The organism is Kitasatospora sp. NPDC023120 (genome assembly GCF_055560835.1).
The window spans coordinates 135,339-160,977 of sequence record NZ_JBVHHY010000020.1 but is presented as its reverse complement, the minus strand read 5'-3'; the positions used below and the strand labels follow the sequence as shown (position 1 = coordinate 160,977).

Annotated in this window: 25 protein-coding genes and 2 pseudogenes; 7 read left to right on the top strand and 20 right to left on the bottom strand. The window is 71.9% G+C overall.

Annotated elements, in window-relative coordinates; genetic code table 11:
* A partial coding sequence (locus ACZ3TI_RS28070) for a transposase (RefSeq protein ID WP_465730901.1) occupies positions 1-282 on the top strand: 282 nt, incomplete at its 5' end.
* Between the two features lie 23 nt (positions 283-305).
* Here ACZ3TI_RS28070 and ACZ3TI_RS28065 read toward each other — a convergent pair.
* From ACZ3TI_RS28065 to ACZ3TI_RS28050, 4 genes and pseudogenes are all read right to left on the bottom strand, one after another.
* The gene (locus tag ACZ3TI_RS28065) at positions 306-1,604 is read right to left on the bottom strand and encodes a cation:proton antiporter (protein ID WP_465730899.1); all 1,299 of its coding nucleotides are present in this window, start codon (positions 1,602-1,604) and stop codon (positions 306-308) included.
* Between the two features lie 220 nt (positions 1,605-1,824).
* Positions 1,825-2,181 (bottom strand): annotated as a pseudogene (locus ACZ3TI_RS28060) (DUF6000 family protein); the annotation flags it as partial.
* 159 nt (positions 2,182-2,340) lie between these two features.
* Complete coding sequence (locus tag ACZ3TI_RS28055) at positions 2,341-3,375, bottom strand: hypothetical protein (protein WP_465730897.1); 1,035 nt, start codon at positions 3,373-3,375, stop codon at positions 2,341-2,343.
* Positions 3,376-3,536: 161 nt separating this feature from the next.
* Positions 3,537-3,728, bottom strand: a pseudogene (locus tag ACZ3TI_RS28050) (DUF2867 domain-containing protein); the annotation flags it as partial.
* Between the two features lie 183 nt (positions 3,729-3,911).
* On the opposite strand from ACZ3TI_RS28050, the gene ACZ3TI_RS28045 reads away from it, so the two are divergent.
* Positions 3,912-5,555 (top strand): PHP domain-containing protein, encoded by a 1,644-nt coding sequence (locus ACZ3TI_RS28045; RefSeq protein WP_465730895.1) that lies wholly within the window; start codon positions 3,912-3,914, stop codon positions 5,553-5,555.
* Between the two features lie 1,197 nt (positions 5,556-6,752).
* On the opposite strand, the gene ACZ3TI_RS28040 is transcribed toward ACZ3TI_RS28045, so the two are convergent.
* The 10 genes from ACZ3TI_RS28040 to ACZ3TI_RS27995 form a co-directional block, all read right to left on the bottom strand.
* Positions 6,753-7,325, bottom strand: coding sequence for a hypothetical protein (locus tag ACZ3TI_RS28040; protein WP_465730893.1), 573 nt, complete (start codon positions 7,323-7,325; stop codon positions 6,753-6,755).
* A complete protein-coding gene (locus ACZ3TI_RS28035) occupies positions 7,322-8,719 on the bottom strand; it encodes a hypothetical protein (RefSeq protein WP_465730891.1) in 1,398 nt (465 codons plus the stop codon). The genes ACZ3TI_RS28040 and ACZ3TI_RS28035 overlap by 4 nt, the downstream gene beginning before the upstream one ends.
* Positions 8,716-9,525 carry an ABC transporter ATP-binding protein gene (locus tag ACZ3TI_RS28030; protein ID WP_465730889.1) on the bottom strand — a complete coding sequence of 270 codons (810 nt, stop codon included), beginning with the start codon at positions 9,523-9,525 and terminating at the stop codon, positions 8,716-8,718. The genes ACZ3TI_RS28035 and ACZ3TI_RS28030 overlap by 4 nt, the downstream gene beginning before the upstream one ends.
* Before the next feature lie 29 nt (positions 9,526-9,554).
* Positions 9,555-10,379 carry a zf-HC2 domain-containing protein gene (locus tag ACZ3TI_RS28025; protein WP_465730887.1) on the bottom strand — a complete coding sequence of 275 codons (825 nt, stop codon included), beginning with the start codon at positions 10,377-10,379 and terminating at the stop codon, positions 9,555-9,557.
* Complete coding sequence (locus ACZ3TI_RS28020; protein WP_465730885.1) at positions 10,376-10,879, bottom strand: RNA polymerase sigma factor; 504 nt, start codon at positions 10,877-10,879, stop codon at positions 10,376-10,378. The genes ACZ3TI_RS28025 and ACZ3TI_RS28020 overlap by 4 nt, the downstream gene beginning before the upstream one ends.
* A gap of 616 nt (positions 10,880-11,495) precedes the next feature.
* Positions 11,496-12,065, bottom strand: coding sequence for a cupin domain-containing protein (locus ACZ3TI_RS28015; RefSeq protein ID WP_465730883.1), 570 nt, complete (start codon positions 12,063-12,065; stop codon positions 11,496-11,498).
* Positions 12,066-12,122: 57 nt separating this feature from the next.
* The gene (locus ACZ3TI_RS28010; RefSeq protein WP_465730881.1) at positions 12,123-12,476 is read right to left on the bottom strand and encodes an alpha/beta fold hydrolase; all 354 of its coding nucleotides are present in this window, start codon (positions 12,474-12,476) and stop codon (positions 12,123-12,125) included.
* Complete coding sequence (locus ACZ3TI_RS28005) at positions 12,452-12,682, bottom strand: hypothetical protein (protein WP_465730879.1); 231 nt, start codon at positions 12,680-12,682, stop codon at positions 12,452-12,454. The genes ACZ3TI_RS28010 and ACZ3TI_RS28005 overlap by 25 nt, the downstream gene beginning before the upstream one ends.
* A gap of 158 nt (positions 12,683-12,840) precedes the next feature.
* A complete protein-coding gene (locus ACZ3TI_RS28000) occupies positions 12,841-14,118 on the bottom strand; it encodes an MFS transporter (protein WP_465730911.1) in 1,278 nt (425 codons plus the stop codon).
* A gap of 65 nt (positions 14,119-14,183) precedes the next feature.
* Positions 14,184-14,675 (bottom strand): GNAT family N-acetyltransferase, encoded by a 492-nt coding sequence (locus tag ACZ3TI_RS27995; protein ID WP_465730877.1) that lies wholly within the window; start codon positions 14,673-14,675, stop codon positions 14,184-14,186.
* A 26-nt stretch (positions 14,676-14,701) separates the two neighbouring features.
* Between ACZ3TI_RS27995 and ACZ3TI_RS27990 the strand changes: the two genes are divergently transcribed.
* Positions 14,702-15,247: a CGNR zinc finger domain-containing protein gene (locus ACZ3TI_RS27990; protein ID WP_465730875.1), complete on the top strand. Its 546-nt coding sequence runs from the start codon at positions 14,702-14,704 to the stop codon at positions 15,245-15,247.
* Between the two features lie 216 nt (positions 15,248-15,463).
* On the opposite strand, the gene ACZ3TI_RS27985 is transcribed toward ACZ3TI_RS27990, so the two are convergent.
* Together ACZ3TI_RS27985 and ACZ3TI_RS27980 are read right to left on the bottom strand one after the other, a co-directional pair.
* The gene (locus ACZ3TI_RS27985) at positions 15,464-17,578 is read right to left on the bottom strand and encodes a protein kinase domain-containing protein (protein WP_465730873.1); all 2,115 of its coding nucleotides are present in this window, start codon (positions 17,576-17,578) and stop codon (positions 15,464-15,466) included.
* Positions 17,579-17,747: 169 nt separating this feature from the next.
* Positions 17,748-18,944: a HEAT repeat domain-containing protein gene (locus ACZ3TI_RS27980; RefSeq protein WP_465730871.1), complete on the bottom strand. Its 1,197-nt coding sequence runs from the start codon at positions 18,942-18,944 to the stop codon at positions 17,748-17,750.
* A 174-nt stretch (positions 18,945-19,118) separates the two neighbouring features.
* Between ACZ3TI_RS27980 and ACZ3TI_RS27975 the strand changes: the two genes are divergently transcribed.
* Positions 19,119-19,589: a hypothetical protein gene (locus ACZ3TI_RS27975; protein WP_465730869.1), complete on the top strand. Its 471-nt coding sequence runs from the start codon at positions 19,119-19,121 to the stop codon at positions 19,587-19,589.
* A 135-nt stretch (positions 19,590-19,724) separates the two neighbouring features.
* Here the strand turns inward: ACZ3TI_RS27975 and ACZ3TI_RS27970 are convergent, their stop codons facing one another.
* The gene (locus tag ACZ3TI_RS27970; protein ID WP_465730867.1) at positions 19,725-20,468 is read right to left on the bottom strand and encodes an alpha/beta hydrolase; all 744 of its coding nucleotides are present in this window, start codon (positions 20,466-20,468) and stop codon (positions 19,725-19,727) included.
* 329 nt (positions 20,469-20,797) lie between these two features.
* Here ACZ3TI_RS27970 and ACZ3TI_RS27965 point away from each other — a divergent pair, with 329 nt between their 5' ends.
* The gene (locus tag ACZ3TI_RS27965) at positions 20,798-21,058 is read left to right on the top strand and encodes a hypothetical protein (protein ID WP_465730865.1); all 261 of its coding nucleotides are present in this window, start codon (positions 20,798-20,800) and stop codon (positions 21,056-21,058) included.
* A 20-nt stretch (positions 21,059-21,078) separates the two neighbouring features.
* Here the strand turns inward: ACZ3TI_RS27965 and ACZ3TI_RS27960 are convergent, their stop codons facing one another.
* A complete protein-coding gene (locus tag ACZ3TI_RS27960) occupies positions 21,079-22,023 on the bottom strand; it encodes a carbohydrate kinase family protein (protein ID WP_465730863.1) in 945 nt (314 codons plus the stop codon).
* 455 nt (positions 22,024-22,478) lie between these two features.
* On the opposite strand from ACZ3TI_RS27960, the gene ACZ3TI_RS27955 reads away from it, so the two are divergent.
* Together ACZ3TI_RS27955 and ACZ3TI_RS27950 are read left to right on the top strand one after the other, a co-directional pair.
* Entirely contained in the window at positions 22,479-22,943 is a 465-nt protein-coding gene (locus ACZ3TI_RS27955) for a hypothetical protein (protein ID WP_465730861.1), read from the top strand.
* Between the two features lie 29 nt (positions 22,944-22,972).
* On the top strand, positions 22,973-24,508 hold the full coding sequence (locus tag ACZ3TI_RS27950; RefSeq protein WP_465730860.1) for a recombinase family protein: 1,536 nt from the start codon (positions 22,973-22,975) through the stop codon (positions 24,506-24,508).
* Here ACZ3TI_RS27950 and ACZ3TI_RS27945 read toward each other — a convergent pair.
* Positions 24,505-24,969, bottom strand: a complete 465-nt coding sequence (locus ACZ3TI_RS27945) for a hypothetical protein (RefSeq protein WP_465730858.1) — start codon at positions 24,967-24,969, stop codon at positions 24,505-24,507. The two genes, ACZ3TI_RS27950 and ACZ3TI_RS27945, sit on opposite strands and share 4 nt — an antisense overlap.
* A 13-nt stretch (positions 24,970-24,982) precedes the next feature.
* Positions 24,983-25,435 carry a helix-turn-helix domain-containing protein gene (locus ACZ3TI_RS27940; protein ID WP_465730856.1) on the bottom strand — a complete coding sequence of 151 codons (453 nt, stop codon included), beginning with the start codon at positions 25,433-25,435 and terminating at the stop codon, positions 24,983-24,985.
* Positions 25,436-25,639 lie beyond the last annotated feature (204 nt).

Here is a 25,639-nt window from a genome sequence, read left to right as displayed (position 1 = left end):
CGCGAGAACCTGATGGTCGTGGCGGTGCCCCGCAACGCGGATGTGAAAGGGTTCCAGGTGCTGCCACGCAGGTGGGTGGTGGAACGGACATTCTCCTGGCTGGGACGGTGCAGACGGTTGGCACGGGACTACGAGCGCAAGACCGCGCACGCCGAAGCGATGATCAAGGTCGCCATGATCCGCCTCATGGCCGCCCGCCTCGCCGGCGAGGAGATCGAACCACGCGGCCCCATCGAGGCCGAAGCAGCCCGCCGCCTCGCCGACGACCTCAAGAACGAGTAGTCAGCCAGTTACCCGACACTTTCTCAGTCGGTCTCCACCCGGCCGAGTCTGCGGCGTCGCGGCGTGACGGGCGTGGCGGTGCTCTCGCGGAGGGGCACGGTTGCGGCGGCTCGCTGGTACCAGTGCCCGTAGCGGGCGGCGATGACCGCGGCCGATGCCCCGTGGAGCAGCACGCTGAGTCCGACGGTGATCGCGACCACCTCGCTGATCGGGCCCACGCCGTGGATGTGCTCCTCGGCGACCAGGAGTCCGAACACCATCGAGGCGAGGCCGCGTGGGCCGAACCAGCCGACGTAGGCGACGGTCGGCGCTCTCAGCCCGCTTCCGGCCAGGGCGAGCGCGACCGGGACCATCCGGATCACGGTCAGGCTCAGCAGGGCGTATCCGACGATCCGCCAGCTGAGGTGCTGCAGCGCGGGGCCGAGCAGCACCGCTCCGAAGAACAGCAGGCTCAGCATGGCCAGCAGGCCGCCGAGGTCCTCGGCCAGTTCGGTGGTGCGGGCCACCTCGCCCGACGGACGATCACCTCGGCTCAGGGCGTAGGCGAAGGCGAAGCCGGCCACCCATGCGCCGATGAAGCCGCTTCCGCGGGTGACCGTGGCCAGGGTGTAGGCGAGGGTGGCCGCGGCGAGCACGTAGACGGGACGCCAGTCCGACGCGACCCAGCGGCGGTCGATCGACAGGGCCAGGAGCCGGCCGCCGATACCGCCGACGGCGAGGCCGAGTGCGGGACTGAGCAGCAGGGCGCGCCAGAACGTGTCGGCCACGCCCTGGTGCGCGTAGGAGGTGCCGGGAATGGCCGCGAGGAAGACCACGAAGAAGGGCAGCACCAGGCCGTCGTTCAGTCCGCTCTCCACATTGAGGGTCTGCCGTACCAGGCCGGGCACCCGGGGATCGGAGATGGCGCTCTTGCCGAGGGCCGCGTCAGTGGGGGCGAGGATCGCGCTGACCAGCGCGAGCTCCCACCCGGTGAGGCCCGGAAGGAGCGGCCAGGCCAGCAGCCATCCGGCGCCCATGGTGAGGACCAGCCCGATCGACAGCAGCCGCCCGGGCAGCGCGCCGCCGCTGCGCAGGTCCGTCGGGCGCACGGTCGTCGCGTCGGTGAACAGCACCAGGGTCAGCGCGGCTTCCACCAGGATGCGCAGGGGTTCGGTGTCGTGGCTCAGGCTCACCAGGTCCAGGCCGACGGGACCGATGGCGATACCGGCGCCGACGAAGACCATGGCGGCGGACACCGGTGAGGTGGCCAGTCGCCTGGAGGTGAGCGCGTAGGCCGCGGCGACCCCGGACACCACCGTGAGGGTCCAGGAGCCGCTACTCACGACCGCCCGCCTCGCGGTGACCGGGTGTGGCCGGTGCTCCCGGTCGGGGCCGTCTGCTCCCGTTGGTCACAGTCATCGATTCCCCGTTGCTCCGCCGCGGCGATCACGTCCGCCCACTGTGCGGCAGCCCGAGGGCCCTCCGCGTCAGCGACACGGGAGTCTCCAGGTGATCCGCTCTCGCTCCCGCGGGCCTTCGCCGACGTCGCGATCACTCGCCCGGCAGATCGGCGTCCCTGCTGTCGCCGAACGTGGCGAGGGTGACGCAGTAGGCCGCGCCGGCATAGGGCCCCTCGCTGGCGAGCAGGAGTTCGCCGACACGGCTGCGGAACTCCGTCCGGCCGGCCACGGCAACCAGCCAGGAAGCAGTCTTGCGCTCCCGCCATCCGCCCTCGAACAGGATGTCGAGCTCGGCAGGAGTGATCTCCGCGGCAGCCTGGACCAGCTCCCCCATGAACACTTCGCGCTCAGGCCCCCTCAACCGCAGCGAGCTTCCACCCAACCGAAGGTACCGTCGTCCGGGCGTGACGAATCGGCGGACCAGGTCCATCAGCTCAGGGTCGGTGTGGGCATGACGCATGAGCTGCATCCTCGCCCGGTCGACGCGCAGCTTCCAGTGGTTCCCCCCCCCCAAGGGCCGGCGGGATCGGCCACCCCCGGTGGTTCCCGCCGGCGCGTACCCCACCGGGATCCGCCCGCACCAGGACGGGTACGTCGTGCCCGGCCGGCTGTCGGGTGCTCAGTGCTTCCTCTTCAGGCGGCCCAGGACGTTCTGGCTCCGGCTCGTCTGCCAGCGTGACCGTGCCTGACGGAGCACCGTGTCCCATTGCTGGCGGACCTCGTTGTCCGGCGGGCGCTCGCCGCGGCCGATCCTGTCGAGTTCGTCGCCCACCTCTCTTCCGAGCGCTGCCGAGGCCACGGTCGCGAGCATCGCCCCGAACAGGGCGGAGAGCATGGCGAACACCGCCCCGATCGCGCCGTAGCGGTCCGTGGAGGAATCGAGGAGGTGGGGCAGGTAGACGCCCATCGCCACCGAGTAGCCGCTCAGCAGGACCGCCCCGATGGACCCGAACGGCAGGAGGTCGAGCCAGCGGATCCGGCCGGCGGACAGGAGCCGACCGCCCCAGACGAGGAAGCCCGCCGTCAGCGGCGCCTCCACGAGGGCCGCTCCCAGTTCCAGCGGTCCGCGGCCGAGTTCGGCGTGGACCCAGCCGCTCAGCGCGGTGTACGCGGCCAGCAGCGAGATCCACTTCAGGCCGTTCACCGTGTTGCGGACGCTCAACGGCTGCAGCTCCCAGCCCTGTTCGAAGAGCCGCTGGGCGGCCCGCGCGAAACTCAGCACCGAGACGAGCAGGAAGGCGACCCCGAAGAGTCCCGTGGTGGTCCAGTCGCCCGCCGAGGAGAAGAGGTGGCGTACGGCTTCGGCGCCGTCCCCGGTGAGGCCGTAGCGGTCGATGATGCGCTCGGCGACGTCCTTGCCGCCGCCCAGGCGGGCCACGAGCGCGCCGAGGAGGATGGCCAGGGGCACCAGCGCGGTGAGCGCGGAGGAGGCCAGGGCCATCGAGCGGTCGAAGCCCACGAGTCGCTGGAACCTGCTGAACACGCGCAGCGCGAACGCCGGGCGGAGCCAGAAGGTCGCCGTCCTCAGGATGGCCTCGCGGCTGATCCGTGTCGTGTGGCCCTCCGGAGTAGCGGGTGGCGAGGTGTCCTCGCAGGAAGCCGGGCGGGTTCGGCTGGTGCCCGTACGGGCCCGCCGGTCGGCACGGCGGACCATTGCCGGAACGATCTTCCCGCGACGGATCCCGACCGGACCAGGCAACCCGCCGGGTGAGTGCCTCCATCCGCTCGGGAAGGAGGCACCGCCCGCGCTCTCGCCACCCGCTGTTGACGAGCCGCAAGGCGCCCACCCCCGTGGGCCCCTCGTGGCGGAGCCGGTCAGGTGCGCGGGGCGGTGCCGGACTGCTTCTGCCAGCGCGTGCCGATGGTCCGCAGCAGGCTGTCGTAGACGCCGAGGTAGCGGAAGGGCTTGATGGCGGCCAGGTAGAGGTGGCCGAACGGGCCGTTGGGTTTGACGAGGACGGCCATCTGGCCGCGGTGGCCGCCGGAGCCGTCGGGGACCCAGCCGAGGCCTTCTGGCCTGCGTCGGCCTGGCGGCAGGACCCGCACAGGCAGTCGTCGTTCCAGGTGTCGGCCCGCTCGTGACGCGCGAGGTTAGGGGCGGGTTCACCCGGGAGCCCGGCGCACTTCAACTCAACAAAATCAAACGCCCCTACGTTTCATCCCGCTCAGATGCAAACGAAAGGCAACAACATGGCACAGCAGGTCGGTCGGCGCGGTTTTCTGCGCGGCGCCGGTGCAGGACTGGCGACGGCGGGACTGGCAGGGGCGGCGGGCACGCTCGCCTCGCCCACGGCTTCGGCGGCGGTGTCACGCGAGGAGCGGCGGGTGCCGCGCGGCGGCTTCGTCTGGCTCGCGGGCGACCACCACCTGCACAGCCTGTACAGCAACGACGCGATGTACCCGGTTGCCGACCAGGTGCGGCGCGGCATGGCCCACGGTCTGGACTGGCTGGCGATCACCGACCACGGCAACGCGGCCTTCGCCGCGCACAGTATCGAGGACCGGTACGCCGACCTGCGCGCGGCGCGCGAGCGCTACCGGGAGGACATCCTGGTCTTCCAGGGGCTGGAGTGGAACATCCCGGGGGCCGAGCACACCACCCTGATGCTCGCGCCGGGGGCCGGCGAGGCCGCGTTCCTCCAGGAGTTCGTCAACCAGCACGACGCCCTCGTCACGGGCACCCGCGACGGCACACCCGTAAACGAGGCGGCCGCGATCAAGGCGCTGACCTTCCTTCGCGACGCCGTCCGCTGCGGACGTGTCGCCGACGCCCTCGTACTGCCCAACCACCCCTCCCGCAAGGGCATCGACTCGCCGCACGAGCTGCGCGCGTGGCGCGACACCGCGCCCGAGATCGTCATCGGTATGGAAGGCGCCCCCGGCCACCAGGCGGCCGGCCTGCCCGCCCCCTGCATGGCGCGAGCCCGCGGTCTGTACGACAACGCGCCCGGCACCTGGTCCTTCCCCGGCTACCCGGCTGAGAGCTACCGCACCCACGGCGGCTTCGACTGGATGACCGCAACCGTGGGCGGCGTGTGGGACAGCATGCTCGCCGAGGGCAAGCCGTGGTGGATCACCGCGACCTCGGACGGACACCAGGCGTGCGGCGACTGGGTGAAGAACCCCGTCGACCCGCTGAACGAAACCGCGTACGACAACACGCCCTTCGACGCCGAGGGCCACACCTTCGCCGGCACCGGGCACTTCCCCGCCCCGGTGAACGCCGGCCGTCCGGTGACCACGTACAGCGCGCTGCCACCCGGCGCCTACTCCAAGACCTGGGTGGGCGCCACCACCTACGGCCACCGCGCGGTGATGGACGGACTGCGCGCCGGACGGGTGTGGGCCTGCCACGGCGACCTGATCAGCGGCCTCGACGTACGGGTCCAGGAGAAGGGCGCCCCGCATCGCGGCGTGCCGATGGGCGGACGGCTGCGCGTCAGGCGCGGCGCCACGGTCGAGGTGGTCGTCGAGATCCGGCTCACCGAGACGCCGAACCACGCGGGCCTGGTGCCGGTGCTCGCCCGTGTCGACCTGATCAAGGGCCGCGTCACCGGGCCGGTCACCGACCGCGACACCATCACCGCGCCGGACACCCGGGTCGTACGGTCCTGGGAGGTGGACGAGCGCCAGGGCACCGTGACGCTCGTCCAGGAGTTCACCGCCGACCAGTCCTGCTACCTCCGGGTCCGTGGCACCGACGGCAAGCGCACCGCCCCCGGCCTGCTCGGCAAGGCAGTCGACCCGGCAGGCCCCGCGATGGACGTCCCGGCGGCCGCCGACCCGTGGGAGGACCTCTGGTTCTACGGGAACCCGGTGTTCGTCGAGGTCTGACACCGGCCGGCGGCCTTCGTGGTGGTGCTGACCGCGGGGCCCTGCCACCCGCCGGCGTGGGGCAGCAGCCCGGCAGGGGAGATCGCGGCGTGGCGGGGCCTTCGGCCGACCGGTTCGGCTGCCAGCCGCGGCTCCAAGCCCCCGACCGCACCCGGCTGGTGCCGGCCGCGTCTCCCCGGATGCGGGGTCAGGCAGGGAGACCACGGCCCGGAATGCTGCTCGGCGGGCGCTGGGATTAGCGCCCGCCGAGCCCGGGCCGCGGTCGACCCTGGTCTCGTCCCGTTGCCTGCGGTGGTCGGCTCGGCGTTTACGCCACCGTCGCAGCCGGCCGCCCCGGCAGCGACCGGGCATCGGCGCTGCGGCCAACGACGGGTTCGAGACGGGCGCGATGAGCCCCTGGGTCAACGGCGGCGCCGCCCCGTCGGTCACCGCCTCCGACACGTAGCGCCTGTTCAGCTCCCTCGGCGTGCCGCATACCGGTCCCGGCCCGCGCGCCGGTTGGGCTACCACGGCACGGGCCCACGCACCGGCGATCGCCTCCTTGGGGTGCGGTGCCAGCTGAGCAGGCAGGGTCCTCAAGGTGTCGGTTCGGCGATTTCTTGAGTGCCGATGACCGCGAGGAGGTGGAGCAGGCCGGAACCGTCCGTACCGGCTCCGGGGATGAACCACCCGTAGATCCGCGACGAAGGCACGGGATTGGGCATCGTGATCGGTTTCGGGGTAGACGCGTCGGGCGTCGGGTTCTATGCAGGTGGGCACCGAGCTCGTCGTACGCGACTCGACCGTTCCGTCGTCCGGCGGCGCGCGGACCACCGCCGCCGATTGGTCACCCGCCTCACTGGCGGCTGAAATCGTCGCGGGTGCGGAGACCTGGGATGTCGGCTGCCGTGCGCGGCGGCCCGGCGAAGCGTGTGCGGCCGCACCGGTCGAACCGACCGTCTCGCTCCTGAGCCGGCGCGTCGCTCCCGGCGGGGGCGGATTCTGCAACACCCGGCCCTTTTCCCGGCAGGCCGACGTCGGCGCCGTACCGTTGCGGCACCCCGCCCGGACCACGTAGAAGATCGCGTCGACGATCCGCCGCCGCGGTGCTTCTCCCGCCGCCCGCCCTTCGGACCGACCCTCGCCGGCGGCAACGGCTCCATCAGCACCCACTGGTCATCCGTCAGGTCCGACGGATACCCACCCCCGCCACGTCCGTTACCGCCGTGGTCCTGCTGTGGCGTACACCACGGTGCCGGTTGCCAACAGGGCCCACGCGATCGCGGTGGACGCCGCCGTGCCGGGGGGAACAATCATCCAGTTGACCACCTCCCCCACAGTGCCACGCGGAGTCGGGACGAGGAGGGTGAACGCGAGCCAGCCGGTCGGCAGCGTCCAGGCGAGCTGGGCCCCGCAGAGCGCCGCACCGAGCGCGGCCAGGCCGACCAGGCCCGCGCTGTCCCGGACGACGACCCCGGTGGGGGCGAGCTTCGCGCCCGCTGCTTGGACCGCCAGCTGCGCCGCACCGGCGAACGCCCCGATCAGCAGCACGTGCACGGCCCGGCGGGGTGCCCACCGGATCGCGGCGGTCCGCTCCAGCGCGACATCCCGTCCGCCGAGCCCGACGGACGCGGCCGCCACGTGCGTGGTGAGGACCAGGACCGCCATTCCCAGGTCCACCGGCCCCGGGCCGCCCCGGTCGAATGTCCACACCGTCAGCGTGACGAGCATGATCGCGGCGGCCGAAGTGGGCGCCTGCCGTGAACGGGCGTACAGGATCAGCCATCTCATCGCGACGCCTCCCCCGCCAGTACCGGAAGCTTGTCGTATCCCGTGCAGGCGAGGGCGGCGGCGCGCACCTCGGCGATCCGCGAGCGCTGCTCGGCCGGTGACAGCGCCGTCAGCTTCTGCCAGGCGACATCGGCATCCGCCCAGGTCTTGAGCGAGTACGCGTCGCTGCCCTTCTCCCCCAGCGGGTGGAGCTGGGAATCGCGCAGGGCCCAGCTCGCGGCGATGCTCTGGAGGGCGACGTCGGCAAATCCTCCGCCCTCGAGGGCGTTGTTCCCGTGGCAGCTCGGTGCCAGACCCTGGGCGACCAGTGCGCGGGCAAGTTTCTCGCCCGTCGCATCGGCGAACAGCCGTTCGTCGAAGTCGACCAGGACCACGTCGCCGGAGAGTTCGCGTGCGTCCCCGAGCGCGCGCAGCTCGGTGTCCTCCCGAACCGAGTTCGGCGCCTTGTCGCCCAGGACGTCGTGCAGCACGCGCAGCGCCTCCTTGCCGCGCAGCGCGAGCTCGGGCAGGTGTGAGTGGTTCGCCTGTGTCACGCACACCGGTCCGTCGCAGACCGGGGCGGCGGCGGCCTTGTCGACGACGTAGGTGTCGTGTGCGGCGGCCGGGAGGACCAGCAGGGCCAGGGCCGCGCCGGCCAGCACGGGGGTCACTGCGAGCAGGCGGGCCCGGTGCGTCGTGGCCGACAACAGGGCGAAGCCGGTGGCGAGCAGGCCGAGCAGCCAGAGTGTCTGGCCGAGGTGGACGGACCCGGACAGGGTCAGCAGCATCTCCCGCGGTTCCACGGTCACCGGGGAAAGCAGCGCGAGCCGGTTCGGCGCGATGGTCGACGGCAGTGCCCCGTCACCGTTCTCCTGGAGGAAGGCCGTCGCCATCAGGAAGAGCAGCGCGAGGGCCGGCGGGGTGAGCACGGAGGGCAGGGCCCGCGCGACGCCCATACCGAACACGGCCCCCGCGACCAGGGCCAGCGCCGCCACGAGGGAGATCGGCAGCCACCCGAGGGGCATGTAGGTGGTGGGGCCGAGGGCCACCTGGACCGCGCCCACGAGGATCAGGAGGCCGAAGCCCGATGCCAGCGCGAGCGCGATCGCCCCGGCCGGCAGCGCCGCACGGCGCCAGGCCGGCACCGGTGTGGTGGTCAGCAGTTCGGTCATCCGTGAGCGGGATTCGCGCAGCCCGTACACCGCCCCTATGCCGACCACGAGCGGCCACCAGAAGGACAGCAGGTAGCGGGTCCACATGGCCATGGAGGTCCACTGGGCCGTCCACCCCGCGGTGCCCTTCCACCAGATCCCGTCGATCAGGCAGAGGACCGCCAGGCTGCCTCCCAGGACGACGATGCCGGGCCACGGGGCGGCGGAGCGCTTCAGTTCGATGCGCAGGACACGTCCGTTCACCAGGTGCCTCCCTGCTGCCCGGAGCCCTGGAGCAGCGCGGAGTAGCCGCGCTCCAGGGGGCTGTCGCCCGGGTGCTCGGGGCCGCCCGCGGCGGCCAGGTCGTCCGGCGTGCCCTGGAAGACGAGGCGGCCGTCGGCGAAGAGCACCACGTCGGAGCAGGCGGCCGCGACGTCCTCGACCAGGTGGGTGGAGACGACCACGCAGGTGTCGCGGCCCAGTTCCTGCAGCAGTTCGCGGAAGCGCAGCCGCTGCGCCGGGTCCAGGCCGGCCGTCGGCTCGTCCAGCAGCAGTACTGCGGGGTCGTTGACGATGGCCTGGGCGATGCCGGCGCGCCGCAGCATGCCGCCGGACAGGGTCTTCATCCGGTGGTCGGCGCGGTCCGCCAGGCCCACCCGTTCCACGGCCCGCTGGACGGCCGCGGGGACGTCCGCCTTCGGGACCTCCTTCAACCAGGCCATGTACTCGACGAACTCACGCACCGTGAAGCGCTTGTAGTAGCCGAACTCCTGCGGCAGGTAGCCGATCCGGCGACGCAGGGCCCGGTGGTCGCCCATCGGGCCCACGGAGGTGCCGAGCAGCTCCAGTTCGCCCTCGGTGGGGCGCAGCACGGTGGCCAGCGCCCGGATCAGGGTGGTCTTTCCCGCTCCATTGGGCCCGAGGAGGCCGTGGGCGCCGGTGCCCAGGGAGAGGTCGAGCCCGTCGACGGCCATCTTCTTCCGTCCGACGCGTACTCTCAGGCCGCTGGCCCGGATCTCCCAGGCGTACGTCTTCGGCGTAGTGTCGGCCGCGCCAGTCGGCGGTGTCATGCGGTTCCTTTCGGGGGTCGTCGATGGTTTCACAGCGTTGAGTAGGCGTTCCTGCGGGCGATCACGGCGCCGGTGCCGAGCGCGAGGAGCAGTCCCCACACGGGCAGTTGGTCCGGCTGCAGGGCGAGTTGCAGGAGAGCGGGGACGTGGCCGGTGGCCCAGGCGGGTGCCACGACGACGGCCCACGCGACCGCCAGCCCGGCGGCGGCGCGGGTGACGCCGACCACGCTGCCCAGGGCCAGGGCGGTGGAGGTGAAGGCCAGGGAGGGCAGCAACCACTGGGCGGCCGTCATGGTTCCGGTCAGCCATCCCCCCACCAGGAGCCCGGGCAGGACCACCACGAGGACCGCCGTGGTGCGCCGCAGGAGCAGGGGCAGGCCGGCCCGGGCGGTCGAGGCCGTCAGTTCATGCGCCGGGTCCAGGCCGCGCGACCACGATGCGGCGACCCCGCACATCGGCAGCACGGGCGCGACCAGCAACACGGGAGAGGCGTCGCCGAAGAGATTTGGCGACGCGACCGCGTCCAGCAGCAGCGCCACCAGGGTGACGGCGAGGGTCATGGCCAGCCACGGGGTCATGACCGGCGTCATCCAGGCCGAGACCCACCTCGGCCGGCGCCGCCGCCAGGGCGCCCTGACGGCCGCGTCCAACTGCGGTTCCAGACCGGCCCGGACGGTGTCGACGAGCGCGGCGATGCCGGGTGCCTCGGTGGCCACGGAAACCGCCAGGCGGCTCCGGCACGGAGCGCACGTCTCCAGATGGGCCTCCAGCGCCCATACCGTGTCCGCTGCCATCGCCCTGTCGCCACGTGCATAGTCGTCGAGCAACCGCCTCGACGCGTGTTCCCCATTCATGCCAGCGCCTCCCGCATCGCTATCCGGGCCCGGCGGGCGCGGGTCTTGACCGTGCCTTCGGGCAGTCTGAGCAGGACGGCGGTCTCCCGGACGGACAGCCCGTCGAGCACCGTGGCCTGCAGTACCTCTCGGAGTTCCGGCGCCAGTCGCCGCAGGGCGTCGCCGACGTCCCCGCCGACGGCCTTGGCGAGTGCCTCCTCCTCCGCTGCGGGCACCACCGCCCGCTCGGCGGCGGCGACCGGCGGTTCGGCGTGGTGGGCACGGCGCCGGAACGCGTCGACGAGACGGCGCGCCGCGATCGTCCACAGCCACCCGACGGCCGACCCGCCGACCGCGCTCCCGGCGAACGCGCCGGCCGCGCGCCACACCGCCAGATAGGTCTCCTGCATGACCTCGGCGACGATCTGCTCATCGGCACAACGACGGCGCAGCCGCACCGCCAGCCACGGCGACGTACGTCGGTACAACTCGTCGAACGCCCTGCGGTCACCTCTGGCCACCAGCCGGACGAGGCGTTCCTCGTCCAGCTCATCCGGTGCTCTCCTACGTGATCTCACACCAGCCAGACGGCCGCCGAGGCGCGCAGGTTCTGCATTCGACGTGATCTGCATCACGGCCGTCTCGTCCGGAGGCGTGTGATCCCCGAAACCCTGTCGCCGGCCCATGGCGAATCCTGGGGTCTTGACCGAGCACGCCGACCGACACGCAGCCGCAGTCGATGCCGAAGGCTCAGCCCGCCAACCGAAGCACTCGCTCGCCAACTGAAGCGCTCAGTCGCGATCGGGATTTTGAAACGGCCTGCTCCGGGTGGGGCTTCTTCTCCCGGGCTTCCTGGCGATCGTCGTACGCCTGGCGGGTGTCCGGGGCTCTCCAGCGCATCGAGCGCCTCCAGGCCCTCCCGAACCCCGGCTGAGCAGCAACGACGTCCTGTCCCGACGAGTCATCCTCTGGCCGGAGCCGTGGAACCCGGCGCTCACCCGACGCGACAGCTGGCCGCAGGCCTGCCCGCCCCCAGCCCGGGCAGCCGAAACGGCCCGCCGAATGAACCGACGGACCGTCACGAAATATCGAGGCTAACCGGTGTCTGGGGGGGGCGGCAGGCGACGATAGCCGTGTTCAGCGCGTCTTGAAGGACTTGCGCAAGGCCGCCCGATCCTGCCACGAGTCCGCAGCGGGGCCCTTGGTCATGTCGGTGAAGAAGCTGTCGTGGCGGACGAAGAACGCGGCCCGCTCCTCGTCGGTCATGGCCGCGACGTCGGCCAGTCCCTCGAAGTAGCCCTCCCGTGCGGCGCCGGGGGCGAAGAGCATGAGGAACTCGGCCGGCTCTCCCGAGATGTTGCCGAAGGAGTGGACGCCGCCCGGTGGAATGTAGAGGTAGTCGCCCTGGGAGGCGTCGAACCAGCGCTCGCCGTCGAAGATGTGGATCTCGCCGGACAGGACGTAGAACGACTCGGACATCGTCTTGTGGAAGTGCGGGCTGGTGCCGCCGATCTGGCCGGTGAGCCGGTTCTGGTAGAGGCCGTACAGCCCGTTCGTGCTGAGCCGGGTCGACAGGTAATGGAACGCCGACCCGTTCGGCGCGACGTAGTCGGGCGGCGTCCCGGCCGGGCGGAACGAGGCGACACTGACCTCGCCCTCGTCCCGGTCGTAGATGATCTCGGGGTAGTCGGGTGACAGGAAGGACACGTCGATCTCCTCTGGTTGGTCCTCGTATACGGAAAGGGGGCGGTGGCGCGGCGGCGGTCAGTCGGCGTCGAGGAATGCGCGGGTGAGCCCGACCAGGCCGGTCGGGTCGGCGAACCAGTCCATGTGCCCCTGGCCCTCGACCTCGACGAGTCGGCTGCCGGCGATGCCGGCGTGGAGCTGCCGCGAGCCCTCGACGGGAATCATCGCGTTGTCGGCGAACCCGACCACCAAAGTGGGTGCGGTGATGGCGGAGAGCAGGGGGCGGAGGTCCACCCGGGCGCCGAGGTCGATCTGGCGGCCGATGCCGGGCGGCGGCCAGGCGTCGGCCAGGGAGTCCGCGAGCCCCTGGTGGCCGAAGCGGTCCAGCGCGGCCGCGCTGAAGCCGGTCAGAGCCGAGAAGCGCTTGAACATTGCGCCACCGAGTCGGCGTAGACCGGCAGTTGGGCGACTTCGGAGAGCCAGTCGTACAGGGTGTCGTCGGTGGCGTCCGAAGCGGGCACCGCCGGGCAGGCGGCCTGTCCGCGGCCCTGCCAGAACATGAACGGCGCGCGCAGGACGGCGATCTCGAAGGCCGTCGCCGTCGTGGCCAGCAGCCGTCCGAGTCGCCTGCGCAGCATGGGTCTTCCTTCCCGTCGTCGACTCCCAGTCAACCGGGCCTCCGACCTGAGCGGATCCCACTTCGAGGGGGATCCGCCTCCCTCCCGAGGGGGAGACGCGCACCCCTCCCCGGGCGACCGTTCACACTGCCGAGATCCCGCTGACAGCCATCCGGCACTCATGGCATGGCCTTCGTCCGGTGAGTCCGCTCGCTGCGTGCGGTGACCGCGAGTGTCACGGCCGTGACCACGGCGAGGGCCGCCCACGCGGGGGTGAAGCTGTGGGTGGTGTCGCGGAGCAGCCCGAGGGCGGGCGGGACCAGGATGACGGCCAGTTGGTTGACAGCCATGATCAGGCCGAGGGTGAAGCCGGTCCGGCCCGGTGGGGCTGATTCCGCGAGGTGGGCGACCCAGGGGCCGTACCAGCCGATGCCGAAGAAGCCGAGCCAGGTGAACAGGAGGGCGGCCGCCGGCGGGGACTGGCCGGCCGGTGTGGTCAGGGCGGTCAGGCCCGCCGCCACCGCGGCCATGCTGACCAGGACGGGCCGGTAGCGTCCGGCGCGGCTGCGGTCGCTCCAGGCCGCCAGGGCGATCCGGCCGATCGCCCCTGCCACCTGGGCCGCTACCAGGACGGCGGCGGTCGGGCCCGCGCCGAGGGACGTCACGTCGTGGAGGTACAGCGCGCCGAGGACGCCGACGCCGCCGTGCACCGAGACCAGGCTCATGCCGGACAGGAGGATCCTCATCATGGAGCGCTCGCGCAGCATCCGCAGCCGGGCCGGCGGCGAAATGGACGGGCTCCCCTCCGGCACATCGGGCGGTGCGTCGTCGGGGATGTCGCCCGGGACGGGCCGGGCGGCCGCATTGGCGGGTGGCCGCCGGTAGAGGGTCATGAAGAGCACGGCTCCCAGGAGCGCGACCAGCCCGCCGACCATCAGCGCCGTCCGCCACCCGTAGGACGCGGCCACCGCCGGCAGGACAGCGGCGGCGATCGCCCCGCCCAGCGGCAGTCCGGCCTGGCGCACGCCCATCGCCAGCCCGCGCCGTGCGGGGTCGAACCAGGCCGCCACCGACTTGCTGCCTCCGGGCTGCGCGGTGCTGTAGCCGGCGCCGACGACCAGCAGGACGACGAGCAGGGACGCGTACCCCTGCGCCAGGCTTCCGAGGAGCAGGCCTGCGGCGACCACGCCGGCGCCGATGCCGACGACCCAGCGCTCGTTGTGGCGGTCCAGCAGCTCACCGGCCACCAGCAGGCCGACCAGCGGGACCAGTTGGGAAGCCGACAGGAGTAGCCCCAGCTGGGCGGTACTGAGGTCCAGCGAGCGTTGGAGGGGGACGGCCATCGCCCCGATGCCCTGCACGAAGAAGCTGGAGGCCGCCTGGGTGAAGGTGGCGATGGCGAGGACCACCCAGCGGTACCGGGGCAGATGCGCGGTGTTCCGGGAGTCGTGCCGCACCCCGTTCGTGGTGCGGTCGGTCGCGGCTCGCGCGATCACGGTGCGGCTGGTCGTGGTGTGCTCGTTCACGGGCGCCGGTCCGGGGCCGCGCAGCAGTGGTCGGCGAAGCCGAGTTCGCGGCGGAGCGGCTCTCCCTCGACGGCGGCCAGCGGGTCCACCCGGTCGGCGCCTCGCTCGCGGAACCACTCCAGTAGGTCCCGCAGGATCACGAGTCCGTGATCGCGCCTGCGGTACTTCGGATCGGTGGCGATCCCGATGACCAACCCGACCCGGCCGGTGCGCAGGTGCGGGCTCGGGAGCCGCTGTTCGACGCTGCCGACGCCGTAGGCCGCGAGACCGTTCCCGCCGTCGACGACGAGGACCCGCACGTCGTCCGCCTCGATCTGCCCGTGCAGCACCGCGGACAGGGCGTCGCACCAGGCCTCCTCCCCGGAAGGAGGGATGCCGTGGTTGGCCCAGGGAAACTCGAACGAGAGCGCGCGCAGCCGAACGAGTTCCGCTACATCGTCAACTTCCGCAGGGCGCAGGACGACCCGCGTGCCGGTGTGGTGACTCATGCCGATCAGCCTGATGTAATGGCCTTATGCAACTCAACCCTTACGGCGAGGACGCCGTGAACCTTGCCGCGGACTTGGCCAATCGACGTCCGGGAACCGTCGAGGAGCTGACGGAGCGCTGCCGCGCGGCCGGGCTGGTGGTCGACGGACCGGTCGCGCCGCAGGACCTGGCCCGCACCCTCACCCTGCTGGACGCCTGGGAGGAGGTGGTCGACGCGGCGGACGAACGCGAGCGTGCCGAGCGGCTCAACCGGATGCTGGCCGCCGGCGCCGCCCACCCCCGGCTGACCGACCACTCGGACGGTGGCTGGCACCTCCACTACCGCGACGACCACCAGCCGCTCACCGCCGTACTGTCCTCACTGATCGCCGTCGGCACCGCGTTCCACCTGGTGGGGCGCGGCATGCACCGGCTCGGCCGGTGCACCGTCGCCGAGTGCACCACGATCTTCGCCGACACCACGCGAACCGGCCGCCAGCGCTACTGCTCCCCACGGTGCGCCAACCGTGACGCGGTCCGCCGCCACCGCGCAACCGCAGCACAGTCGGCGAACGGCGTGGTACGCACGTGACCACCCCTCAAAACCTCACCTGGGCTCTCTCCGCGACGCGTTGACCACACAGACGAACGCGAAGAGATCCGACCTGCGCGTACGCGCCGTAACAGGCCACGACGTCTGGCCGCCGCGCAGCGGACACTCCGTTGGTGCCCGCGTATCACCTCAAACGGTCGGCACGCGTGTCCCGGGGCCCTGCTGGGCCATACGCCTGGGTGTCTCGCACACGGGCTATGTCAGCGACAGGGCGTACACCGTGGCGCCGTGTTGGGCGATCAGCCGTTGTCCGTCGGTGGTCAGCAGCCAGTCGTGCGAGGAGTCGGATCCGGTGCGGAAGTTCCACCGGATCCGGCCCGTGGCGGTGTCGATCGCGTAGAGCCCGGTGGCGCCGCCGGTCGGCACGACGAGCGTGCGGGCGACGACCTGGGCCCGCACGGGGGCGACCGTGCCCTCCGGGAGCCCGCAACTCCACAGCGTCTGCCCGCTGTCCGCGTGGAACGCGTGGACGTCGGTGTCCGCCGCGGTCGCGTAGACCACCCCGTCGGCGACGGCGGGTGGGGAGTAGGCGCTCTGCCCGTCCGCCGGTGGCTCGACGGACCAGAGCTGCTTGCCGTCGGCGAGCCGCAGCGCCTGCAGCCCCCGCTGTCGGTAGGCGCAGTAGACCCTCTCCCCGTCGCAGCACATCAGGTGGCCGAGCGGGGCGCCCGTGCTCACCGACCACACCTCGCGGCCGTCGGCGGTGCTGCGGCAGACCAGGTTCCCCTTCTCGTCGCCGTAGAGGACGTGGTCGGGCGCCGTCAGCGAGCTGACGCCCGGTTCGGGCGCCGTCCGCCGTTGCGAGAACCAGGACACCGCCCCCGTCTCCGGGCTGAAGCCGGCCACCCCGCGCAGGTCGGCGCCGCGGTCGGCCAGCGTGTAGACGCCGTGGTCGTCGGCGCCGAGCAGCTGGGTCGGCGCGGTCGCGGTGGCGGTGTACCTCCAGCGCTGTGCCCCCGACGTCAGGTCGAAGCCGACCAGGTCCCCCGCGACGGTGAAGAACGCCGTTCCGCGGGCCGCGGCCAGTTGGTACGTGCCCGCGTCCCGGACCCGCCACCGCTCCTTGCCGGAAGCACTGTCCAACGCGAACACCGAGTCGCCGCCGAGCAGCACCATGCCGCCGACCACCAGCGGAGGCGCGTTCAGCGCACCGATCGCGTCGTACGTCCAGACCGGCTTCGGCGCGCCGTCCGGCCCCGGACTCTGCGACGGCGGCAGGGAGTCCGAGCCGGCGGGAGAACCCGGGCCGGATGCGGCGGAGCCGCTCGCCCCACCACTGCGGCCGGTCAGCCGCCAGGCTGCCGCCCCGCCGGCCGCGACGGCGGCCAGCGCTGCGGCGCCGCCCGACAGGACGGCCCGGCGGGACCGTCCCGGCGACTGCGCCGCGGCGGTGGCCACGGCGCCGGGCCGCTGACCGGGCGTCGGGGCCTCCAGTTCGAGTACGGCGGCCGACTGCGCGGCGATCGCCGTCGCGACGGGCGCGGGCAGCCAGTCGACCGCCGCCCCTTCCGACAGGCGCTCCTGAAGTTCGACGAGTGCGGGCCGCTGCTCCGGCTCCTTGGCCAGGCAGTGCTCGACGGGCGGGCGCAGAGCGTCCGGAACGTCGGCCAGGTCGGGCCGCTCGTGGACCACCCTGTACAGCTGCACGGCCGGACCGGAGTCGCTGTCGAACGGGCCCCGACCGGTCGCGGCGAACACCAGCACCGAACCCAGCGAGAACACGTCCGACGCCGGGCCCACCACCTGGCCGTTGGCCTGCTCGGGTGACATGAAGCCGGGCGTGCCGATCGCGACCCCGGTACGGGTCAGGCGGTCGCCGTCGACGGCACGGGCGATGCCGAAGTCGACCACCCGCGGCCCGTCGGCGGCAAGCAGCACGTTGGAGGGTTTGAGGTCGCGGTGGACCAGCCCGGCCCGGTGGACGGCGACCAGCGCACGGGCCAGCGCGTATCCGAGCGCGCGGACCGATGCCTCGGGCAGCGGGCCGTACCGCCGGACGGCCTGGCTGAGCGACGGCCCCGGCACGTACGCCGTGGCCAGCCAGGGCTGAGCGGCCTCCGGGTCCGCATCGACGACCGCCGCCGTGTGCGCACCGTCCACCCGCCGCGCGGCCGCCACCTCCCGCGCGAAGCGGACCCGGAACTCCTCGTCGTCCGCCAGCTCCGGGCGCACCAGCTTGACCGCGACCGTCCGACCGCCCGCCGACCGGGCGAGGTACACCCGGCCCATCCCGCCCGCACCCAGCACCCCGAGCAGCCGGTAGGGGCCCACCTCCACCGGGTCGCCCCCGGCCAGCGGCTGTATCGGCATGGTGATTCGGCTCCCTGAGCGCTGGACTGGTCCCGGCGGGTCGGCCCGCCGCAGCCCAGGAGTGTAGAAGACCGGTGGGAGTGCGTCGGACCCGGCCGATAGGGTGACGGCCGATCGAGGCGGCGACACCGAGGACGACGGCAGTGCAGCTCAGGGCAACATCACGGCACTAAACGGTCCCGACGTAGGCACGCAGCTCAGAGTGCCCGGTCGGCACATTCCACCGGCGCAGAGCGTCCGTTCCGCCGTACGGCCAGGTCCAGTCGTCCCGGTCGGCGACGAACTCCACGACCCGCCGCTGCACGTCACTCAGGTCTCCGAAGCGCTGCGGCGGTTCGGCGGGTTCGCCCGGGAAGAGCAGCGTGAACAGACTGTGTGCCGTGTAGTACCTGTCGTGGAACCTCTCTACGCCCGTGCAGTCGGCCAGACCGGCGAGCATGGCCTCGACCGACCGCAGCGTCGTGGCCTCGGGCGTCTCGGCCAGGGCCATCACTGCGAGGCTGCCGTAGGAGCCGCTCAGGAACGACATCGTCTCGGTCCTCTCCGGCGGCCTGGCGACGACCTGGATCAGCACGTCGACGACGGCCGGATCGGCGCTGCCGAGGCGCGTCAGCGCGAAGGCGGAGGCCCAGCGCAGCTCGACGACGGGGCTGTCCAGGTAGCTTTCGACGAAGGGCACGGCCGCCGGATCGCCGAGCAGCCCGAGGGCGACCACGCCCGTCGCCGCGGCGCCCGGCGAGGCTTCCTCGGCGACGAACGCCTTCAGCAACGGAATCGACATCGACGCGGACTCGGGGAACCATGCGAACAGGTTCGCCGTCTCGGCGCGCAGCTCAGGGCTGTCCGAGGTCAGCAGGACGGCGAGTGCGGGAAGTGCCTCCCGAACGGCGTCGTAGGAGAGCACAACCGCTTCGGCGTCGATGAGCATCTGCTCGCAGATCTCCTCGCGATGCCTGCGCTGCTCGTCGTCCGCGGCTTCGGCGATCCACCGCGCCCGGTCCTCGGCTTCACCTCGCAGGCTTGCCAGCTGGTCGCGGTCCTCCCGGGGGTCGTAGCCGTTCGGCAGATGGTTGTTGTCCAGCCCGATCGCGATGGCCACCAGCAGAGCGACGAACCGGTGCCTGTTGACCAATCTCGGGTCGAGCGCCATCCGCACGAGAAACGGAACGGTGTACACCGCAGCCTGCGATCGCGTGCCCTGGTGCACGATGTGGTTCGCCAGCAGCACACTCGGCGGGAAATGGCCCGCCTCGTCCCCCGCCTGCATGGCCCGGAGGTGTCCGGGGACGTCGTCGGCCATGCCGTAGGAGTGCCGCAGTCGGGCCCAGGGCACATCGTTCAGGCCGGCAAGAGGGTCGCTGATCACAGCAGTAGATCCTGGCACACCCAGGCCCGCCCGCCGTCCGGTGGATTCGGGCGCCGGCTGATCGGCACACGAAGCGCCTCGGGGAACCCGCGGGTGCTCGGTGACGGTCCTGGGAGCGGGGCGATCACCGACCCCACCACCGAAACCGACCTCCCCGAGAGGACCCGACACCCGATGTCCATATGGCCTTCGATCGTCGCCGTGCTCGGCACCCTCGCCGGTGCCCTGACCGCCGGACTCCTCCAGCACCGATCGGCGCGCACCGCACGCGCCGAGGAGCGCGCCGACAGCCACCGTCAGGACCAGCTCGGTGCCGTCACCGACTTCGCGGCCGCCCTGGACGCGCACCGCTCGGCGATGTTCCACCGGGAGCGTCTGGCGCTGGCCGAGGCAGGCACCGAGCACCAGCTGGAGGCCCAGACGAGGTCCCACGACACCCGTGCGGCCATCACCGCGCCCCACATCCGCCTTCAGGTCCTGGTCCCCCAGCTGGCCGGGCCCGCGCAGCAGGCCGCGGATGCCACCTACGCGCTGCGCAAGGCCGTCGACCGGACCGAACTGGACGCCCAGCGGCATGCGGCCAAGGAAGCAGCCGCGGCGTTCATCGCCGCGGCCGCCACACTGCTGGGCCCCGACAACCGCTGACTCAGGGCAACCGCTCCCGGCGTCCCGGCCGTCCGGCCGGGGTGCCGCTCATCGAGGAGGGGCGGGGCCTGTCCTCCGATGAGCGGCGGGCCGGACGGCAGCGCCTACCGGCTGCTGCCGTCCGGCCGCCCGGCATCACTTCAGGTGTCGGGCGAAGAAGCGAGCCCCGGCGTCGAGTTCGTACTGCGGGACGCCGGTGTGCCCGCCCATGTTGGCGTGCAGGGTCTTCTCCTTGCTGCCCAAGGCGTCGAACAGGTCCAGGGCTGCCTTCCGGTCGTTCGCTTCGTCGTCCCACTGCAGCAGGACCTGCAGCGGGATGGTGACCTGGCGGGCCTCCTCGAGCATGGCGGCGGGCACGAAGCTCCCGGCGAAGAGACCGGCGGCCACGATGCGTGGTTCGACCACCGCCAGCCTGACGCCGATGGAGATCACTCCACCCTCGTACCCGACCGGGCCGCCGATCTCGGGCAGCGAGAGGAGGGCGTCCAGGGCGGCCCGCCATTCCGGGACCGCCTTGTCGACCAGCGGGAGGATGAGGGCGTCGATGAGCTCGGCGCTGACCGGCTCGCCGGCCGCCATCACCCGGCGCAGGTCGGCGCGGGCCTGATCGGCGGCTGCCCAACGGGGTCGGTCACCGCTCCCGGGGAGTTCGATGGTGGCCGCGGCGAAGCCGTACTGCGTCGCGTAGTGCCGGGCCCGGGCTGCCAGCCGGGGGTACATCGTGCGCAGTCCGAGCGGGGGGTGGCCGATCAGGATCAGCGGCGCCGGTGCGGATGCGGGCGCGGGCGCAGGCGTCCACAGGATGCCGGGGATCTCGCCGAGGGTGAATTCGCGTTCGAGGACGCCGTCTTCGAGGCGCTGCTCGGAAGTGACGTGCATGGTCGTGCCTTTCGGGAGTGCTGATGAACGGCGCTCCCGGACGACCTATCGCCCGACCGTGACCCCGGAGGGGAGCACCCATGTCGATATCGCGTTCACGGGTACCACCTCCTCGTTCTCTCGCACGGCTGCCGGAACGTTAACAGCGGTCGCCGTGATGCGCCAACGGGTTTTCGCGCGGGCTCGGCGGCCGGCTTCCGTCGCCCGCCGTCGCCCGTGTCGCTCATGTCCGGGGGCCTGGGCGGGTCACTGTCCCGCTGCCGGAAGCGCCTTCGGCGCGTGGGAGGTGCCGGGCCGGTGAGGGCGAGTGCGGCATCGAACTGCTGCCGGTGTTCGGCGGCGTCGACAGCCTGCCGGTACGGCTGTTGACACTGGCCGGCGGACGGCAGGGGTTCCGCGCCGTGCAGGACGAGGTCCAGGACCACTGTCTGGGCTTCGCCCGCACCGGCCGGCCGCTCGCCTCCTGGCCGCAGTACACGGTGGCGCGACGGAACACCCGCATCATCGACCATCCGCCGCGGATCGAGGCGGACCCGCAGCGGGAACACCGAACGCTCTGGGAAGGAGTCCGTCTCCCCGCCGCGGAATGAGCCGGGCGACGGGCCCGGGGCTACCGTGCGCCGCCGGCGGAGGAGGGCTCCCGACCGTCCGTCAGGGCGGCGTCGAGTTCGGCTGCCGTGGGCGGGTTGGCGCCCGGGCGGGCGACGGTCAGGGCGGCGGCGGTCACCGCGTGGGTGAGGCAGGTCGGGAGGTCGGCGCCGGTGGCCCGGGTGTGCAGGAGGGCGGCCATGAAGGCGTCCCCGGCGCCCACGGTGTCCGCGACCGGGACCGGGAGGGCTGCCGCCTCGACGCGGCTGCCGTCGGCGGTGCGGGCGAACGCGCCGTCGGCGCCGAGGGTGACCGCGACCACGGAGGGGCCGAGGGCCAGCCAGCGTTCGACGACCGCCTCGGGGGTCTCGCCCGGGTAGAGCCAGGCCAGGTCCTCGTCGCTCGCCTTCACCAGGTCGCTCAGGGCCACGCAGCGCTCGACCCGCCGGACGGCCTCGGCCCGCTCCCCCATCAGCGCCGGGCGCACATTGGGGTCGTAGCTGACCTGGGTCCGCCCGCGCCGGCGTTCCACCAGCGCCAGCACCGCGGCCGCGCCCGGCTCGGTGATCGCGCCGATCGAGCCGAGGTGGATCGCGGCGGGCGCCTCCGCGGAGTCAGCCGGCTCGGCCGACTCTGTCGGCTCGCTCTGCGGGAGCGTCCAGCCGATGTCGAAGGTGTACCGGGCCCGCCCCTGCCCGTCCAGCCGCACCACGGCCGAGGGCGTCCGCGCGACCTCGGCGGCCCGCACCCGCACGCCCGCCGACTCCAGGTGCGCCCGGATCAGCCGACCGTAGGCGTCCGGTCCCAGCTCGGTGAGCAGGGTGGCCGGACGGCCCAGGCGGGCCAGGCCGTACGCCACGTTCGCGGGGCTGCCGCCGGGGTGCACCACGTCCGGGGCGCCATCCGTACGGACGATGTCGGCGACGCACTCGCCGATCACCAGAACGTGCGAAGCTGGGCTGGTCACGGCGGCTCCTGGCATCCGGTACGGGGCGTCGTCTCGACCGTCAGCCTACGGGGTGCGTCCACCCGGCGGGGAGTGCCGGGGCAGCGGGGAGCGCCGGGCATGAAAGTACGGCCGCCGGACCTGGTCCAGGTTTTCCGGCGGCCGTGGCCCCGTCCGTCAGGGGACGAAGCACTCCTGACGTTAGACCGTGTCCGGGGGCTGTGCCATCACTGTGAGCCGTCCGGGGGACGACGGAGTGTCGTCGACTCCCTCCGGCATCCCCCGGTGCCCCCTCGATCCGTCGGAATCGCGCCTGCGGCGGGCGGCCGGTCGACTAGCATCCGTGCGCGGTCTACCTGTTCCCGGCGGCTTCCGCGCCCGCTCCGCTCGTGAAGTGCGGTGATCCCCTGTTGTCCAGGCCCCACGGGTCCAGGGCCCGTTTATCCAGCCGCCGTGCCGGTCTGGCCCTGTCGCTCGTGCTCAGTGCGGTGCTGCTGTCCGCGAGCGTTCCGTCGGCGGGGGCCGTCGACGGGTTGGGCGATCCGGTGTTCCCCTCGCTCGGGAACACCGGGTACCGGGCGCTCGCCTACGACCTGGCCTTCGACTACCGGGCCGACAGCCGCACGGTGGACGCCACCGCCGTGATCACCGCCCGGCCCGACCGCACGCTCGCCCGCCTGGAGTTGGACGCGCTCGGGCTGACCGTGCGCTCCGTCCGGGTCGACGGGCGTCCGGCGCACTTCGCGACGCACGACGAGAAGCTGACCGTCACCCCGGCGAGGCCGCTCCGCCGGGGTGCCACCACCGAGTTGACGATCGAGTACACCGCCGATCCGCGGGCCGGGCTGCCGCACTCGGGCTGGGTCCCGACGCCGGACGGCTTCGCCGTGGCCGGGCAGCCGCAGAGTGCCCACGCGGCTTCTTCAAATGGTGCAACGTGAACCTGCGGCAGCACCTATGCTGACGTGGTATGGGCAACGTGATCCCGCTCCCTCGCTCAGAGGCCTACCAGCAACGAACCCTGCGCGCCGTTCTCTACGGTCGCGCCTCCCGAGACCGGCACAAGCGCGGACGCTCGATCAAAGACCAGTTTTCCGTCGGGGAGATGGAGTGCGCCGAGCGCGGCTGGCAGGTCGTCGACCGCTATGAGGATCGAGACCGCTCGGCTACGCGAAGGGCTACGAAGGTTCGCGAGCGCTTCGAGGAGATGATCACGGATGCCGAGGCGGGCAAGTTCGACGTCATCGTCTACGCGGAGAGCAGCCGCGTTGCTCGAAACCTCCACATCTCCCTAGCCTTGCGTGATCTCTGCGTCCAGACCGGCATCCTCCTCTGCTACAACGGTCGCGTCTACGACATGCGAAACGCGGCTGACTTCAAAGAGTTCACGCGGGACTCTGTACAGGCAGAGGAAGAGGGCGAGACCATCATCGCCCGCAATGAGCGGACCGCGAGGCTGACCGCGCGCCGTGGCGGAATCTGGGGCTGGGTGCCGCTCGGTTACAAGCGAGAGTATGACCCTGACACCGGCGAGCTCATCGGCCAGGTTCCCCACCCCACTGAGGGGCCGCTCGTGGTTGATCTCTTCGCGCGGGCAGATGCCAAGCAGAGCATCAAGTCCCTTGTTCCCCTTGTTCGCAGTCTTCGCCCCAAGACGGAGGAGTCGGCTATCCGTGCGATCCTGCGGAACAAGGCGTACATCGGGATCCGCAGTCACAACGGCGCCGAGTACAAGGCCGTCTGGCCGCCCCTTGTCGAGGAGGCTGTCTTCTGGCGCGTGCAGGCAATGCTTGATGATCCGAGTCGCCGGACGACGCACACGAGCGGCCTGAAGCACCTTCTCGTCGGGGATGTACTGTGCTCGGTCTGTCGCGCAGAAGGTGAGTTCGTTCGGGCTCGGCTCAAGGCGCGCCCGGCTCAACTCAAAGAGCGTCGCGGCCCGCTGTACCTCTGCCGGCGGAATCACATGGCAGTCTCAGAGGCCACTCTTGATGCGTTTGTTGTGGAGGCCGCCATCGATTGGCTCTGTTCCGACAAGGCTCGAATGGCTTTTCAGGCGGCACCGTCGGATGGCGAGAGGGAGCGGGAGCGCGAGCGTGCACGGATCATGACCGAGCAGCTTGCGGAAGCGCGCCAGCAAGCCGCCGAGTTTGATCCGGCCACGCGTTTGCCGAAGCTTTCAATCGGCTCGCTCGCGGCCCTGGAGCAGCGCCTCGTTCCCGAGATCCAGGCCGCAGAGCGGCGGGTGCGTGAGTTGATGTCAGCTGGTGACCCGCTGCTTGATCAGCTGCTGGCCGCTTCGCCTGACGAGATCGACGAGGTCTGGAACAACGAGCTCGATTTGGCTCAGCAGCGGCATGTCCTGCGGGTGATCGTGCGCGTGGAGCTCCGGCGCACCGCCGTCAGAGGAAGCAAGTACCCGGACATGAACCAGCGGGTTGGGCTCATCTTCTTCGGCGAGCCCGGCTTTGCCGAATGGCCTGGGTATCCGGACACCGCCAGCTAGTGACTCGGCTCGTTGGCTGTGGCCTTGGACCGACGCGCAGCCAGCGGGATGACGTCCGCCTCGTCCGCCTCGAAAGCGGACGGGAGCCGGCCGGAAAGGGCGTGCGTGGCCCCTTCGACGTAGCCGTCCGCTCGAGCCCTGAGGCACTCACGCTGGCGCCGGGCCTCTGCGGCGCCCAGGCGTTCCGCCAGTTCGGTTTCCACCGCGGCGCGCAGCCTCTCGCGTTGGCCGGAGAGTGCCGAGTAGGCGGCGTCGTATTGGGCTTTGGTGGCTGCCAGCTCTTCACTCTGCCGCGAGAGTTGCGCGAGCCGGCGCTCCACTACGGCAAGGCATGCAACGCCCGATACGGCGGCGCCAGTCAGGAGCCCGGCGACAGCCGGCTCTGCCTGCGTGGCCAGCAGTAGGAGGCCGGCAGCGCCGGCGGCGGCTATGACGTTCCAGCATCTTGCCCTGACGGTCATTTCGCTCCCCCGCTCAGCTGTTGGCGGCGCGACCTTCACCCTCGCGCTCGCCGATGGATCGGCGGGTGAGGGCGCGGAGTCGTTCGAGGGATTCACGGACGTACTCGCGGTCGGCCTCGTCGGTAACACCCCACTGGTCAGCAAGTGCTTCAGCAGTGATGGGCCTTGATGCTACTGGCGTGCCGGGCATATGCGCGACCGACTCGGCGGGGATTGTGCCGCTTACAACGAGCAGCTCCAAGAACGGGCGCTTCAGCACCTCAGCAAGGGGCCACAGGGCGGCCGGCTTCGGCACTCGACCGCCATTGAGGAGTCGGGCGAGCGCATCCGTTCCCATGCCCGCGTCGCGCGCCAGGCGGGCTTGCTCCCCGTAGGCGTCGAGGTCGTAGCCGGCGGAGGGCGCGTGGCGGCGCACGTAGGCGGCGAGGGCCGCAGGTCCTGCATCCATCGAGGGAGCCCCGTTCATGAGGCGGAGGGTAGCGCCCTGAGGCGCTGCTGTCAGCTGACAACAGTAGCGGTCGGGCCACGAGTCTTCATGCACACATCCAGGACATCTCAACCGCAAGCACCCCACCCGCCACGCCACCCACGGGGGACGCCATGAGATTTGCTGTCAGGGCGCAGCAATTGGCAACCAATCGCTGTCAGGGCGCAGCAAATGCGCTATGGT

What these genes read in the sequence shown, in the direction of transcription:
- ACZ3TI_RS27940 (WP_465730856.1), bottom strand. Translation starts at nt 25,435, where the DNA reads ATGAACGGGGCTCCCTCGATGGATGCAGGACCTGCGGCCCTCGCCGCC.
- ACZ3TI_RS27985 (WP_465730873.1), bottom strand. Translation starts at nt 17,578, where the DNA reads ATGCCGATACAGCCGCTGGCCGGGGGCGACCCGGTGGAGGTGGGCCCC.
- ACZ3TI_RS28025 (WP_465730887.1), bottom strand. Translation starts at nt 10,379, where the DNA reads ATGAATGGGGAACACGCGTCGAGGCGGTTGCTCGACGACTATGCACGT.
- ACZ3TI_RS27945 (WP_465730858.1), bottom strand. Translation starts at nt 24,969, where the DNA reads ATGACCGTCAGGGCAAGATGCTGGAACGTCATAGCCGCCGCCGGCGCT.
- ACZ3TI_RS27970 (WP_465730867.1), bottom strand. Translation starts at nt 20,468, where the DNA reads ATGCACGTCACTTCCGAGCAGCGCCTCGAAGACGGCGTCCTCGAACGC.
- ACZ3TI_RS28010 (WP_465730881.1), bottom strand. Translation starts at nt 12,476, where the DNA reads ATGTTCAAGCGCTTCTCGGCTCTGACCGGCTTCAGCGCGGCCGCGCTG.
- ACZ3TI_RS28030 (WP_465730889.1), bottom strand. Translation starts at nt 9,525, where the DNA reads ATGACACCGCCGACTGGCGCGGCCGACACTACGCCGAAGACGTACGCC.
- ACZ3TI_RS27990 (WP_465730875.1), top strand. Translation starts at nt 14,702, where the DNA reads ATGCAACTCAACCCTTACGGCGAGGACGCCGTGAACCTTGCCGCGGAC.
- ACZ3TI_RS28005 (WP_465730879.1), bottom strand. Translation starts at nt 12,682, where the DNA reads ATGCTGCGCAGGCGACTCGGACGGCTGCTGGCCACGACGGCGACGGCC.
- ACZ3TI_RS28055 (WP_465730897.1), bottom strand. Translation starts at nt 3,375, where the DNA reads ATGGTCCGCCGTGCCGACCGGCGGGCCCGTACGGGCACCAGCCGAACC.
- ACZ3TI_RS28045 (WP_465730895.1), top strand. Translation starts at nt 3,912, where the DNA reads ATGGCACAGCAGGTCGGTCGGCGCGGTTTTCTGCGCGGCGCCGGTGCA.
- ACZ3TI_RS27950 (WP_465730860.1), top strand. Translation starts at nt 22,973, where the DNA reads ATGGGCAACGTGATCCCGCTCCCTCGCTCAGAGGCCTACCAGCAACGA.
- ACZ3TI_RS27975 (WP_465730869.1), top strand. Translation starts at nt 19,119, where the DNA reads ATGTCCATATGGCCTTCGATCGTCGCCGTGCTCGGCACCCTCGCCGGT.
- ACZ3TI_RS27995 (WP_465730877.1), bottom strand. Translation starts at nt 14,675, where the DNA reads ATGAGTCACCACACCGGCACGCGGGTCGTCCTGCGCCCTGCGGAAGTT.
- ACZ3TI_RS28040 (WP_465730893.1), bottom strand. Translation starts at nt 7,325, where the DNA reads ATGAGATGGCTGATCCTGTACGCCCGTTCACGGCAGGCGCCCACTTCG.